Annotated in this window: 10 protein-coding genes and 1 pseudogene; 8 read left to right on the plus strand and 3 right to left on the minus strand. The window is 71.3% G+C overall.

All coding sequences use genetic code 11. The features are described from left to right. Positions 1–6 precede the first annotated feature (6 nt). Both EAD98_RS14770 and EAD98_RS14775 read right to left on the minus strand, forming a co-directional pair. A complete protein-coding gene (locus EAD98_RS14770; protein ID WP_121654627.1) occupies positions 7–444 on the minus strand; it encodes a VOC family protein in 438 nt (145 codons plus the stop codon). Positions 445–458: 14 nt separating this feature from the next. After that, positions 459–605 (minus strand): annotated as a pseudogene (locus tag EAD98_RS14775) (VOC family protein); the annotation flags it as partial. Between the two features lie 373 nt (positions 606–978). Between EAD98_RS14775 and EAD98_RS31835 the strand changes: the two are divergent. From EAD98_RS31835 to EAD98_RS14805, 5 genes are all read left to right on the plus strand, one after another. Beyond that, positions 979–2,247: an SdrD B-like domain-containing protein gene (locus EAD98_RS31835; protein WP_121654629.1), complete on the plus strand. Its 1,269-nt coding sequence runs from the start codon at positions 979–981 to the stop codon at positions 2,245–2,247. A gap of 226 nt (positions 2,248–2,473) precedes the next feature. Next, positions 2,474–3,829: a hypothetical protein gene (locus EAD98_RS14785; RefSeq protein WP_147457393.1), complete on the plus strand. Its 1,356-nt coding sequence runs from the start codon at positions 2,474–2,476 to the stop codon at positions 3,827–3,829. Next, positions 3,826–4,647: a hypothetical protein gene (locus tag EAD98_RS30685; protein WP_147457394.1), complete on the plus strand. Its 822-nt coding sequence runs from the start codon at positions 3,826–3,828 to the stop codon at positions 4,645–4,647. Before EAD98_RS14785 ends, EAD98_RS30685 begins: the two co-directional genes overlap by 4 nt. Positions 4,648–4,790: 143 nt before the next feature. Next, complete coding sequence (locus EAD98_RS14800) at positions 4,791–5,576, plus strand: DUF427 domain-containing protein (protein WP_233583828.1); 786 nt, start codon at positions 4,791–4,793, stop codon at positions 5,574–5,576. A gap of 99 nt (positions 5,577–5,675) precedes the next feature. Next, entirely contained in the window at positions 5,676–6,971 is a 1,296-nt protein-coding gene (locus tag EAD98_RS14805; protein WP_121654633.1) for a phosphodiester glycosidase family protein, read from the plus strand. A gap of 95 nt (positions 6,972–7,066) precedes the next feature. Here EAD98_RS14805 and EAD98_RS14810 read toward each other — a convergent pair whose 3' ends face one another. Then, on the minus strand, positions 7,067–9,202 hold the full coding sequence (locus EAD98_RS14810) for an MMPL family transporter (protein WP_121654634.1): 2,136 nt from the start codon (positions 9,200–9,202) through the stop codon (positions 7,067–7,069). A gap of 109 nt (positions 9,203–9,311) precedes the next feature. Here EAD98_RS14810 and EAD98_RS14815 point away from each other — a divergent pair, with 109 nt between their 5' ends. The 3 genes from EAD98_RS14815 to EAD98_RS14825 all read left to right on the plus strand — a co-directional run bounded on the left by EAD98_RS14815 (position 9,312) and on the right by EAD98_RS14825 (position 13,520). After that, complete coding sequence (locus EAD98_RS14815; protein ID WP_233583829.1) at positions 9,312–10,622, plus strand: histidine kinase; 1,311 nt, start codon at positions 9,312–9,314, stop codon at positions 10,620–10,622. Next, positions 10,574–11,218 (plus strand): response regulator transcription factor, encoded by a 645-nt coding sequence (locus EAD98_RS14820; protein ID WP_121654636.1) that lies wholly within the window; start codon positions 10,574–10,576, stop codon positions 11,216–11,218. The genes EAD98_RS14815 and EAD98_RS14820 overlap by 49 nt, the downstream gene beginning before the upstream one ends. Positions 11,219–11,402: 184 nt before the next feature. Then, a complete protein-coding gene (locus tag EAD98_RS14825) occupies positions 11,403–13,520 on the plus strand; it encodes an MMPL family transporter (protein ID WP_233583830.1) in 2,118 nt (705 codons plus the stop codon). Positions 13,521–13,570 lie beyond the last annotated feature (50 nt).

Here is a 13,570-nt window from a genome sequence, read left to right on the forward strand (position 1 = left end):
CCCGGCTCAGTCCGTGCTGCCGAAGTCGGGGACGGTGATCGTGCCGTCCTCGGCGAGGGGGAAGCCGGGGTTCCAGGCGATCTCCCATACGTGACCGTCCGGGTCGGTGAAGTAGCCGGCGTAGCCGCCGTAGAACGTCGCGCGGGCGGGTTTGGTCACCTTGGCGCCGGCGGCCACCGCCGTGGCGATCACCTCATCGACCTCTGCCTGCGACCGGACGTTCTGCGCCAGGGCCGCGCCGCCGAAGCCGTCGGTGCCCCGATCGTCGACGCCCGCGTCGTCGGCGAGCTTGTCCCGGCCCCACAGCACCACCGCCAGGCCGCCGGCCTGGAAGAAGACCGTCTCCTCGACCTCCTGGCCGCGCCAGCCGAGCTGTTCGTAGAAGGCTCTTGCGCGTGCCACGTCGGTGACGCCGAGGGTGACCAGGCTGATCCGTTGTTCCATGGCGGCAGGTCCAATCAAGCTGGGGCGTGGCAGACGGCTTCGACGTTGTTGCCGTCCGGGTCGCGGACGAACGCGGCGAAGTAGCTCGGGTGGTACTCCGGCCAGACCCGGGGCGCGTGCAGCACCTCTGCGCCGGCCTTGATGGCGGCGTCGTAGAAAGCGGCGCTGGTCGGCACGTCGCCGACCTGGACGGACATGTGGTCGATCATTGCAGGCTTATCCACGCGTCAACGGGTGGGACGAACGCCACGCTAGCGGCGGGGTGTGACGCGCCCGCGTTCGTAGCGGCTCGCCACGGAAGAGCGCCCCGCCGTTCCGCCGACCTCGTTGGCCAACCCGCTGACGCCGTCGATGGCGTAGGTCGGCCTCAGCCTCGGGGCTGGTCGCCGAGGCGGTGACGGATTCCTCTCCCAGTCGATGTAACGCCGCGCCGGCGACCGTCGCCAAACGTCCGGAAGCATCGGTGATCTTGGCTTTATCCGGATTGCCGTGGGGTGGCCACAACAGGCCACCGTCCCTACGGACAGGAGTTGTATGAGCATCCTCCACCGACGGTCGGGCGCGGCACTCGCGCTGGCCGTCCTCGCCACCACCCTCGGGTCGGTGGCCGTCGCGAGCCCCGCGTCGGCCGCCGTGGATCGTGCCGACCTCACGGTCGGGCTCACCGTCGACCGGGCGCGGATCCCCGTGCAGGGTGAATCCGTGATGACGGACGTGACGGTCGCGAACGCGGGGGTCGCGACCGCCGACGGGGTCACCGTGACCGTCGACCTGCCCGCCAACGCGTACGTCGCTGGCGAGGGCCCAGCGGCGGACGGCTGGCAGTGCGCGCTGAGCCCCACCCTGGTCTGCGTCCACGCTGCGCTGCCCGCCGGGCAGAAGGCCGCGCCGTTGACCTTCGGGGTGCGGTTCCGGCCCGGCGCCGACGGCGAGACGGGCGACATCACCGCCACCGTCTCGTCGACCAGCCGAGAGTCCAGCACCCGCAACAACACCACCCGGCAGACCGTCACCTACGACGCCGGCGTCGTCTACCCCGACCTCTACGTCTCCAGCGTGGTGCAGATCCCCGGGTACGAGGTGCTGGCCGGGGAGTGGGTCAAGCACCCGATGCACTTCGCCAACAACGGCACCCAGACCGCCGAGGACGTTCGGGTCCGGGTCACCGCCGCCGCCGGTCTCTTCGGGGGCGTCGGCGACCAGTCCGACCCGTCCTGGCAGTGCACCACCGTCGTCACCGACCAGGAGTGGGAGTGCGTCAACGGCCCGCTCGCCCCGGGCGCGCAGACCCCGGTGCTCTCGTTCAGCGGCCGGGTGCCGGAGGGCGGCCAGCCCGGCGATTTGTTGCCGGTGACCGTCACCCTCTCCACCAGCACCCCCGGCGAGAACCCGCGCGGCAACACGTACCAGGGCGGCTTCGTCTACGGCACCGCCGCGTACCTGACCGGCCGGGTCTGGCTCGACGCGGACGCGGACGGGCAGCGCGACCCGGAGGAGACCGGGCTGTCCGCCGGTGAACTGGCCCTGTCGGTGCTGCCGTCCGACGGCCCCGCGCAGAACATCAGCGTCAACGCGGACGGCACCTACCGGGTGGCGCTGCGCGACGGGCAGCACGAACTGCACGCCGAACTCTTCTCCACCACGTACCGGTTCACCACGCCGGACACGGGTGACGACGCCACCGACTCCGACGTCTTCGTCACCTTCGACGTGCCGGACCAGCAGTCGGCGCAGTCCGACGCGGTGCAGCTCGCGCAGGGTGCCGAGACGGCCCTCGACATCGGTCTGGTCAGCGTCGGCTGACGAGGTCGCCCACGTGGGCCCTGGCCGGCGCGCTGCCGCCGGTCAGGGCCCCCGTCTCCCGCGGTGAAGCGTGCGGAGCTGGCAGGCGGCCGAGGCGGTACGGAGGCTCGTGGGCATGGCCGTCCATTGCGGACGGCTGCGATATAGCGAGCCGGGCCAGCAGAGAGCCCGGCACTAAGATCTCGCCTGGCCGTCGGTACGCGGCCGGCCGACACGGGGAGGTGTCATGCGGCGTCGTCAATTGCTGGCGTCCGGGATAAGCGCGGCGATCGGGCTCGGTGCCGGGGAGCTGCTGAGAGCAGCGCCGGCCGTGGCCGGGACGGCTCCGGTGAAGAGCGTCGGGGTCCAGCTTCCGGTGAACGACCTGCGGGCGATCGAGCTCGACGAGGCGCGCGGCCGCCTGTACATCGCACAGGGGGTCGGTGGTGGCCTGCCGCTGGTGGTGACCGACCTCGACGGCCGCCTGCTGTCCCGGGTCACCGCCGTCGCTGACATTTCCGACCTCGTCCTCAGCGACGACGGACGCATCCTGTACGCGGCCCAGGGCTTCAACCGGATCATCGCGTTGGATGCCGCCACGCTCACCATCATCGCCAGCTATCCCGCCCCCGTCGGCGCCCACCTGTACACGGTCGAACCGACCGGCGGGAAGATCGTCGGCGGGTTCATCGACGCCGGCATCGGCTCCGGCGGTCTGCTGATCTGGTCCGCGCCCGGGACCCCGCCGGTGGTCTACACCGCAGGCCCCAACTACCACCCGATCATCGACGCCAGTCCCGGCGCGCCCGGTCTCCTCGTCGCGGGCGACACCGGGTATTCACCCGTCACCACCTACGTCATCGACGTCTCCGGTGACAGCCCGACGATCGTCGCCCGGCGGGACCACACCGGCAGCAATCTCATCGACTACGCCGTGAGCCCGGACGGCACCGAAGTGGTGGAGACGGTGGGCCACCCGTACGAGCACGCCTCGTACCGGTTGCCGGATCTCGCCGACGCCAACGTCTATCCGAGCGGCGTCTATCCGCAGGACGCCGCCTGGTCCGGGGACGGCTCGACCGTCGCCATCGGCCGCGCGTCGACCGCCTCCGGCGATGCCGACGTCTACCTCTACGGCAAGGGCAGCACGGTCCCGACGTACGCCGTCGACTTCCGCAGCGGCGACAGCCTCTGGGAGGGCACGCTGCTGGTGAACCGGGACGGCACCCGGGCCTGGGCGGTCACCTCGACCGACCCCTACCAGGAGACTCAGCTGCTGCACTCCTTCGGGCCGGCGCATCCGCCGATGGCGCCGGTCACCGACCTGGCCGTCACCGCCCAGGTCGGGAGCGGCAAGGAAAAGCAGACCGCTCAGCTCGCCGTGACGTGGAGCTCGCCCATCGGTGACGACAATTACTGGTGGATCACCGCGTCGACCAATGGCGGGGCGGAGCGGGAGTTCTGGCGCGGCAAGCTGGACGCCAGCGGCAGATATACCCTCACCTACCCGCTGCCTCGCGGCACCACCACCTTCACGGTCCGGTTCCGCGACTACTACCAGTTCTACCCGGACGGCTACGCAACCGCGACGTTGCAGCGATGAGCGCACCGGTCCGGCAGCGCTGTCCGCTCCTCCGCTACGGCGTACTGCCGCTGCTGCTGCTCGCGACCAGTCTTGCCGGTTGCGCCAGGTCCGGTGCTGCCGGAGCCGACACCGCATGGGCCACCCCGGCGCCCACCGTCTCCGCGACGGCGCCCACGGTGGCGGCGGCGACGAATGCCGCCGCGGCGGTGACCCCCACGCCGAGCAACCTGCCCGCGAGCGCCTCCCCGAAGCCCAAGCCGCGCCCGCCGGCGACAACGCGGGCCGGCTCGGCCGCCGCCCGGCCGCCCACGCCGGCCGTCAGGGCAACTCCGGCCCCGGAATTCCCTCGCGGCTACACCCTGCTGTCGCAGACCTGCGCTCTTCAGGTCGGCCAGCAGGTGTACGTCTCGCGCAGCGGCACAACGAAGGGAAACTTGCGGTTCTGCACCCAGCGGCTGCGCAAGAACGACACGGGCGGCTACTACCTCAACCCGTACGTATTCGTCGAACCCTTCTTCCTCGACGGCGGTCGATGGCTTCCGGACTCGCGTGAGCCGCTGAGCCTGACCATCACCTGTCGGGTGAGTCACGCCGGCGAACAGGACTACTCCCTAACCGCCACCTCACCGAGCGGGAACGGGCCCGGGCACACCGCGTCCTGCGGGCGGCTGGTGCCGCACGCGGTCACCCCGACGACGGGCAGAGAGGCCTACACGATCCGATTCAGCGGGTACACCTCGGGCGGACACTACGGCGTGCTCGCGTTCGACACCGAGGTGCACTTCCCGGGCGCAGGCAAGCCGACCCCGGAACAGCAGGTGACCGTACCCCGCTGACGCGCCCCGCACCTCCAGGCCCCAATTCAGATCGAGTTGCGCGACTGGGCCGACCGATCCGCCGTGCGCTCTGCCGAGGCCGATTTGGCGCCTCGCGTCCCGCTGCGACCGCACTGATCGTTGAACCGGTACCCGATCTGGGTGTGGCAGCACAGGAGGACAAGGTGCCGGATTACCCGAAGGCGATCGCCCTGGTCGACCGCATTGAGCCGGTGCCCCGCCGGATCCGTGCCTTCCTCGCCGGGGAGCGGGTGCTGGACACGACGCGGGCGCAGTACGTGTGGGAATGGCCGTTCTACCCCCAGTACTACATCCCGATCGCCGACGTGAATCGCAGCCTGCTGATCGATGAGCAGCGCACGGAGCAGTCGCGGCGCGGCACTGGGCGGCTGCACGGGCTGCGAGTCGGCGAGACGGTCCGTCGTGCGTGCGGGTCGTGGTACGGCGACGACGCGCTGCCGGGGCTGGCGGACACGATCCGGTTCGACTGGGCCGACCTGGACAGTTGGTTCGAGGAGGATGAGGAGGTCTTCGTACACCCCCGCAACCCGTATGCCCGGGTGGACGCGCTGCGATCCACCCGCAGCGTTCGGGTGGAACTGGACGGGGTCGTCCTGGCCGAGTCGACGTCGCCCGTGCTGGTCTTCGAGACCGGTCTTCCGACGCGCTACTACCTCAACCGCACCGACGTGAACGTCAGCCACCTCGTGCCGTCCGCGACAACGACCGCCTGCCCGTACAAGGGACGGACCAGCGACTACTGGTCCGTCCGTGTCGACGGCACAGTCCACCCGGACCTGGCCTGGTCGTACGCCTTCCCCACCGCGACGCTCCTGCCGATCGCCGGCCTGATCGCCTTCTACAACGAGAAGGTCGATCTGGTCGTCGACGGCGAGCGGCTCAGCCGACCGAAGACGCACTTCTCCTGACCGAGCTGTATTGCAGAACGCCCTTTCTTACGCTCCAATTCGACTCGGAGTCAGGCGAAGTCGGGTACCTGGTTCCGTTGCGCCGCCAGGCTCACGGGCATGACTGTTTCCACTCCTGGCCTGTCCGGCTTCCGCCGCGCCGGGGCGCTCGCCGCCGCCGCGCTGGCCGCGGTCACGCTCGGTGTCGTTCCGGGGGGCCAAGCCGAGGCCGCCGCCAGCACCCTGCCGATCGGCGACGCCGACCTGACCGAGGTACGCACCAGCACCACCCTGGCCTCCGGCGTCACCCTGACCCGCATCGAGCGGGGCACCGAGCCGGCCCCCGCCGACCAGATCAACACGACCACCCGCGGCCCGTGGGTGGTCAACGTGCTCACCATCGACCCGCGCCGCGCGCGGGGGCACCTGAAGGCGACGTACGGCCCGGACCTCAGCCAGGTCGAGAAGACCACCGATCTGGTCCGCGCCTCGGGCGCCCTGGCCGGCGTCAACGCCTCGTTCTTCACCTTCACCGCCAGTCAGCAGTACCCGGGTGACCCCGTGGGGCTGGGGCTCTACGGCGGGAAGCTGTTCAGTGAGCCCACCACCGACCCGGCCGAGGTCAACTTCATCGTCGACGCCAACAGCAACCGGGCCCTCACCGGGAAGCTGACCTGGTCGGGCAGCGTACGGAACCGGCGGACCAACGCCACCCTGCCGCTGGAGTTCATCAACCACCCGCCGGTGATCCCCGCCGACTGCGCCGCCCTCACCGACCAGACCCGGTGCGACGTGCCCGGCGACGTCGCGCAGTTCACCCCCGAGTTCGGCGCGGCCACCCCGGCCGGCGCCGGCGTGGAGGTCGTCCTCAACCGACTGAACTGCGTGGTCCGCACCGCGACCACCCGGGGCACCACCCTCGCCGCCGGCCAGACCTCGTTGCAGGCGACCGGCAAGGACGCCGTCGCCCTGCTCGGCGTCGCCGGCAAGGGCTGCGTGGACCGGGACTCGGCGCTCACCGACCAGCACGGCCGCAAGCTTGCACTGCGGCCCGGGCTCTTCGGCGTGAACGGCCGGTACCCGCTGACGGCGGACGGCCAGATCGTGGTGCCGGACGGCGCGCCCGGTGACAGCTTCTTCGCCCGCAACCCGCGCACCATCGCCGGCACCACGCGGGACGGGAAGATCGTGCTCGCCACCATCGACGGGCGGCAGAGCACCAGCGTCGGCACCACCCTGGCCGAGACCGCCGCGGTCGCCCAGGCGCTCGGCATGTCCGACGCGATCAACCTCGACGGCGGCGGGTCCACGGCCATGGCCGCCGCCGGCGCACTTGTCAGCCACCCGAGCGGGGCCGAGCGGGCCGTCGGCGACGCGCTCGTCTACGTCGCCGGCCGGTACCGCAGCGGCAACTGACCACCGCAACTGACGAAGGCCGCCGCAGCGGCCACGTCCGTACTCCACCTCGGGTGCGGCCGGCCCCCTACGACGGGCGCCGGCCGCACCCGCACCTACGACGCTGCCGGCGCCCGCTCGGTCGGCGGCGCCGCGACCGGCCGGAACGTTGGCCGCGCCAGGGCGCTCGGCCACCAGGTGCGGGGGCCGATGTGCAGCGCCAGCGCCGGGACGAGCAGGCTGCGGACGAGGAACGTGTCGAGCAGCACCCCGACGCCGATGATGATCGCCGTCTGCACGGACGGCACCAGCGGCAGCACGCTGAGCGCGCCGAACGTGGCGGCCAGCACCACACCCGCGCTGGTGATCACCCCGCCGGTCACGGTCAGCGCATGCAGCACGCCCTGCCGGTGCCCGAGCCGCGCCGTCTCCTCCCGAGCCCGGGTGGCGAGGAAGATGGTGTAGTCCACGCCGAGGGCGACGAGGAACAGGAACGTCTGCAGCGGGATCCCGACGAAGAGCCTCGGGTAGCCCATCGCGTCGAGGATCAGCCCGGCCGCGCCCATCGCGGCGGCGTAGGACAGGACCACGCTCGCGAGCAACAGCAGCGGCGCGACCAGCGACCGCAGCAGCAGCACCAGGATGATGAAGACGACCGCCAGCACGAGTGGCACCACGACGCGGTTGTCCCGGCCGACCGTCCGCTCCTCGTCGAGCAGGTACGCGGAGTCCCCGCCGACCAGCGCCTGCGCGCTCGGCACCGCGTGCACCGCGGCGCGGAGCCGGTTGACGGTGTCCAACGCCGCGTCGCTGTCCGGCGTGTGGGCGAGGACCGCCGCGATGCGCACCCAACGGCCGTCCGGCGAGGGCTCCGGCTCGCCCACCTCGGCAACCCCCGGCACGGTACGGACGGCGGCCACCACCTGGTCGGCCTGGCCGGCGGCGGCCAGGATCTCGGCGGGTGCGACCGCTCCCCTCGGGTAGTGCGCCTCGATCATCCGTTGGCCGGTGACCGAGCCGACCTCCTTGGTGAAGGACTCGTCATGCGGCATGCCGATGCTGAGGTTGCCGATGCCGAAGCTGAGAACCACCAGCGCCGCCGCCGTGCCCAGCCACACCGCGCGGGGCCGCCGGCCGACGAAACCGGCGATCCGGCGCCACACCCCGTGCTCGGCCGCCACGTCGAGCCCGACCGCGTCCGGTGTGTATCGCGGCACGAACGGCCAGAGCAGCCACCGCCCGAAGATGACCAGCACGGCCGGCAGCAGCGTGGTCATGGCGAGGAACGCCGCTACGATCCCGACCGCGCCGACCGGTCCGAGCCCCCGGGTGGACGGCAGTTGCGCGGCGAGCAGGCACAGCAGGCCGATCGCGACGGTCGCCGCCGAGGCGGCGATCGCGCCGATCGACCGTCGCAGCGCGACGGCCATCGCCGCGTGCCGGTCAGCGTGCCGGCGCAGTTCCTCCCGGTAGCGGGCGATGAGCAGCAGGGCGTAGTCCACGCCGACACCGAAGACCAGCACGGTCAGGATGCTCTGGCTCTGGAAGTCCACGGCCAGCCCGGCATGCCGGGCCAGCAGGTACACCACGGCGCTGGCGAGCTGGCTGGCCACCGCGACCGTGATGAGCGGGATCAACCACAGGACCGGGCTGCGGTACGTGACGAGGAGCAGCAACGCGACGGCGGCCGCGGTCGCCAGCAGCAGCGTGCTGTCCATGCCGGCGAACGCGTCGAAGACGTCGTCCTCGCCCCCGGCCGGACCGGTGAGCGCGGTGCGCAGGCTGGCCGGTGCGTCCCTGCTCAGCTGCTCCTTGACGTCGGCCACGGCGTCGGCCCGCTGGTCGGCGTCCCCCGCGATCGGGAAGGAGAGCAGCAGGGCCTGCCCGTCCTCGCTGGCCACCGGCGGGGGCACCTGGCCGCCGTCGGCGTACCGGGCGAACGCCGTGCGGTCGCCGTCGACCTTCGCGCGGTCCGCGTCGGTGAGCCCGCTCTCGCGGACGTAGACGGCGACGGCCAGGGGCTTCTGTGAGTCAGGGAAAGCCTCCTCGGCCCGCTGCACCGCCCGGCTGGCTTCCGCGGTGGCGGGCAGCGCGCCGAGGGAGTCGTTGTCCTGCACCTCGGTCAGCTTGATCGCCAGCGGCCCGGCCGCCGCGACGAGGACGAGCCAGAAGACGAGCATCACGTACTTGCTGCGTCGGCCGGACGGCATTGCGGCCAGTCGGTGCCGCGCGATTTCCTTTTGCCTGGTCATGCCTTCGATCCTTCGGCCGCCACAGGTGGAAGGCAGGGGTGGCAGGTCCCGAAGGCAGGTGGTGGTAGCACCACCGATTCCGGTGGCGCATCGGGCGGAGAATGACGCCGTGGACCGCTCCGTACGCTCGACCGTCTGGCAGCAGATCCGTCCCGGCGCGCTCGCCGCCGTGCAGGGCCTGGCCGTGGCCCTGCTCAGCCTGAGCACCAACGTGGCGCTGTTCGCGCTGTCGGTGGTCTCCCTCGCGCTCATCCCCGCCCTCGGCATCGGGTTCGCCCTCTTTCCCGCGGTGACCGTGCTCGTACGGCTGTCGCTGACGGCGCAACGCCGGCTGAGCCGGTGGACCGGCGCGCCGATCGCGTCGCCGTACGCGCCGGTGCCCGCCGGCGCCCGGCTCGGCACCTGGCAGCGGTTCCGCTGGGTGGTCTCCGACCCGGCGACCTGGCGTGACTTCGCCTGGCTGATCCCCGGCACCATCACCGGCGGCGTCTGCCTGCTCGCGTTCGTACTCCCCGCGTACGGGCTGGAGGGCGCCCTGTTCGTGCCGCTGGTGCTCTACCTGACCATCGGCTGGTACGGCTACGGGGTGTTCTGGCCGATGGACAACCTCGTGAAGGCGTGGCTGGCCGCGCCGCAAGGATGGCTGATCCTCGCCGGCGGGCTGGCCGTCGCGCACTGGTTGGTGTGGCTGCACTTCCGCTTCGCCGGCTTCTTCCTCGCCCCCACCCGGGCGCAGGAGCTGGCCCTGCGGGTCCGCCACCTCGCCGCCACCCGCGCCGACACCGTCGACACGCAGGCCGCCGAACTGCGGCGCATCGAACGCGACCTGCACGACGGTGCGCAGGCCCGGCTGGTCGCACTGCGGATGAGCATCGGCCTGGCCGAGCAGCTCATGGCCAACGACCCGGCACGGGCGGCGCGACTGCTCAGCGAGGCGCAGGAGACCAGCGGCCACGCCCTCGCCGAACTCCGCCACCTCGTGCGCGGCATCTACCCGCCCGTACTCGCCGAACGCGGCCTCATCGGGGCGGTGCAGGCACTCGCCCTCACCGTCGCGCCGCCCGTGGACGTGGACGTCGACCTGGACCTGCCCGGCAGCCCGCCCGCGGCGGTCGAGTCCGCGGCGTACTTCGCGGTGGCAGAGCTGCTCACCAACGTGGCCAAGCACAGTGGCGCCCGGCGCGCCTGGGTCTCTCTGGTGCACCGGGACGGTGTGCTGCGCACGGAGGTCGGCGACGACGGGCGCGGCGGCGCCACGCTGGACGCAGGGACCGGCCTGGCGGGCGTACGACGCCGTCTGGCAGCCTTCGATGGCACGATGACCGTGACCAGTCCGCCCGGCGGACCCACCGTCGTGACCATGGAGCTGCCGTGCGAGTTGTCATCGCGGAGGACCTTGCCCTCCTCCGGGACGGGCTGACGCACATCCTCCACGCGAACGGACACCAGGTCGTCGAGGCCGTCGCCGACGGGCCGTCCGTGCTGCCGGCGCTCACCCGGCACCACCCCGACATCGCCGTCGTCGACGTACGCCTCCCACCCACCTTCACCGATGAAGGCCTGCAAGCCGCCCTCGCGGCCCGGGTACAGCTGCCCGGGCTACCGATCCTCGTGCTGTCCCAACACGTCGAGCAGCTGTACGCCCGGGAACTCCTCGCCGACCGCAACGGGGGAGTCGGCTACCTGCTCAAGGACCGGGTGTCCAACGTCGGCCAGTTCATCGACGCGCTACGCCGAGTGGCCGGTGGCGGGATGGTGATGGACCCAGAGGTGGTCACCCAACTGCTGGCCCGCACCTCCGGCATGCAGCCACTGCGGGACCTCACCGCCCGGGAGCGGGAGGTGCTGGGTCTGATGGCTGAGGGACGGTCGAACGCGGCGATCGCGGGACGGCTGTTCGTCACGGAGAAGGCGGTGAGCAAGCACATCAACAACATCTTCAGCAAGCTCGGCATGCCACCGTCGGACGACGACAACCGGCGGGTGCTGGCGGTGCTCGCATACCTGAACGGCTGAAACTCACGCCGTCCCCAGGTCCCAAGCATCCGAAAAGGAGTGCCACCCGACGGTAGTCTGCACAGCGGGTAGCGAAAACCGCCCGGCAGAGTGACGGGCGGGTGCCCTGGGCGCTCCAGGCCCAGACGTCGGTGGTGCCGAACACGCGGGGGAAACCATGTTCGAGCGGCTGGGCAGATTCGTTGTGGGCAGAGCGTGGTGGGTGATCGCCGGGTGGGTGGTCGCGGCAGCCGCCATCATCGCCACCACACCGTCCCTGAGCGACATCACCTCCGCCGACCAGGAAAGCTTCCTGCCCCGCTCGTACGAGTCCGTGCAGGCCACCGAGCTCGGGCAGAAGGCGTTTCCGCAGCAGGCCACCGCGACGGCGATCATCGTGGTCAAGCGCGCCGACGGACAGAAGCTCACGCCGGCGGACGAGGCGAAGGTGGGCCAGCTCGCCCAGGCGCTCAAGGCCAAGAACATCCCGCACACGTCCGGCTACCTGACCGGTCCGCCCGCGGTCGCGCCGGACAAGTCGGTGCAGATCATCAACGTCGGGCTCGACGCCCCCGCCCCGGACGACCCGGCGCTGCTCGACGCCGTACGCGATCTGCGCGCGGACATCGGCCCGGAGCTGGCGAACAGTGGGCTGACCGCGGGCGTGGCCGGCGACGTCGCGAGCTTCGTCGACAACGAGGACACCTTCAACAGTGCCTTCGCCGTGGTCGGCATCGCCACGATCATCCTGATCATCGGACTGATCCTGATCATCTTCCGCAGCCCCATCGCCGCGCTGCTGCCCGTGGTGGTCGTCGGCGTCGTCCTGAGCATCACGACGGGTCTCGTCGCCGCCGCGGGCAAGGCATTCGATCTCAGTGTCAGTCAGGATCTGCAGACGATCCTGCTGATCGTGCTGTTCGGCATCGGCACCGACTACATCCTGTTCCTGCTCTTCCGCTACCGGGAGCGGCTGCGCGCCGGTGACGACAAGCGCACCGCGATGATCGTCACCGTCCAGCGGGTCGGCGAGGTCATCACCTCGGCCGCCGGAGCGGTCATCGTCGCGTTCCTCGTGCTGCTCCTCGCCAGCCTGGGCTTCTTCGGCTCGCTCGGCCCGGCGCTCGCCATCGCGGTCGGCGTCATGCTGATCACCTCGCTCACTCTCGTCCCGGCGGTCGTCTCGCTGCTCGGCCGGTACGTCTTCTGGCCGTCGAAGGCGTGGCAGCGTACGCCCAAGGCCACCATCTCGCACCGGCTCGGCACCCTCGTCGGGCGCCGGCCGGCACTCGTCGCCGCGGCCTCCGGCGTCCTCCTGGTCGCGCTCGCCGCAGGCGTGCTCGGTTACAAGGCCGACTACGACTTCAGCGCCGGCTTCCCGCAGGACACCGAGTCGGCGAAGGCCGCGCGGGACCTGCAGCGCGGGTTCGCCGCCGGTGCGCTCGCCCCCACCGAGGTCTACCTGACCACCAGTAACGGGTCGCCGCTGACCGAGCAGCAGGTCAACGACTTCGCGGCGGCCGTAGCGAAAGCCCCGGGTGTGGGCCAGGCACAGCCCCCGGAGCGCAGCACCGACCCGAATGTGGCCCGGGTCAACCTGCTGCTCAACGAGAACCCCGTCTCCAACGAGGCGATCACCCTCGTCCGCGAGGACCTGCGCGATGCCGTGCACGCGGCGGCCCCGCCCGGAACCCGGGCGCTGGTCGGCGGGACCACCGCGATCTTCGCGGACATCAACTCGGCGAACAACCGCGACCTGTCGGTGATCCTGCCGGTCGCAGCCGCCCTGATCGCGCTCATCCTCGCGCTACTGCTGCGCAGCCTGGTCGCGCCGATCTACCTCGTGATCGCGGTGCTGCTCAACTTCGCCGCTACGCTGGGCGCCACGGTCTACCTCTTCCAAGGGCTGCAGAGCGAGCCCGGTGTCACCTTCCAGCTGCCGATCATCCTCTACCTCTTCGTGGTGGCGATCGGGACGGACTACAACATCCTCATGATCGCCCGACTACGCGAGGAGGCGCGGGAAGGCAACGAGCCGCACGAGGCCGCCGCCATCGGCGTGGAACACGCCGGCCCGACCGTCGCGGCGGCCGGACTGATCCTGGCCGGGACGTTCGCGGTGCTGCTGCTCGCGCCCATCTCGTTCCTGCAGCAGATGGGCTTCGCGGTGGCGATCGGCATCGTACTGTCGGCGTTCGTCATGTCGATGTTCTTCGTTCCGGCGCTGACCGCGCTGATCGGTCACAAGGCGTGGTGGCCGGGGCACGGCGACGAGCGGCCGACCAGCGGGCGGCACGCCCGTGCTGTGGACCAGCCGGTCTAGCGCGACAGGCGGTGGGTGATGGTGCGCCCGCTTCGCGGTACGCCGACCAG

Origin of the sequence: Micromonospora sp. CV4 (assembly GCF_003667455.1) — a bacterium.
Taxonomy (GTDB): domain Bacteria; phylum Actinomycetota; class Actinomycetes; order Mycobacteriales; family Micromonosporaceae; genus Micromonospora.

What these genes read in the sequence shown, in the direction of transcription:
- EAD98_RS14785 (WP_147457393.1), top strand. Translation starts at nt 2,474, where the DNA reads ATGCGGCGTCGTCAATTGCTGGCGTCCGGGATAAGCGCGGCGATCGGG.
- EAD98_RS31835 (WP_121654629.1), top strand. Translation starts at nt 979, where the DNA reads ATGAGCATCCTCCACCGACGGTCGGGCGCGGCACTCGCGCTGGCCGTC.
- EAD98_RS14770 (WP_121654627.1), bottom strand. Translation starts at nt 444, where the DNA reads ATGGAACAACGGATCAGCCTGGTCACCCTCGGCGTCACCGACGTGGCA.
- EAD98_RS30685 (WP_147457394.1), top strand. Translation starts at nt 3,826, where the DNA reads ATGAGCGCACCGGTCCGGCAGCGCTGTCCGCTCCTCCGCTACGGCGTA.
- EAD98_RS14805 (WP_121654633.1), top strand. Translation starts at nt 5,676, where the DNA reads ATGACTGTTTCCACTCCTGGCCTGTCCGGCTTCCGCCGCGCCGGGGCG.
- EAD98_RS14810 (WP_121654634.1), bottom strand. Translation starts at nt 9,202, where the DNA reads ATGACCAGGCAAAAGGAAATCGCGCGGCACCGACTGGCCGCAATGCCG.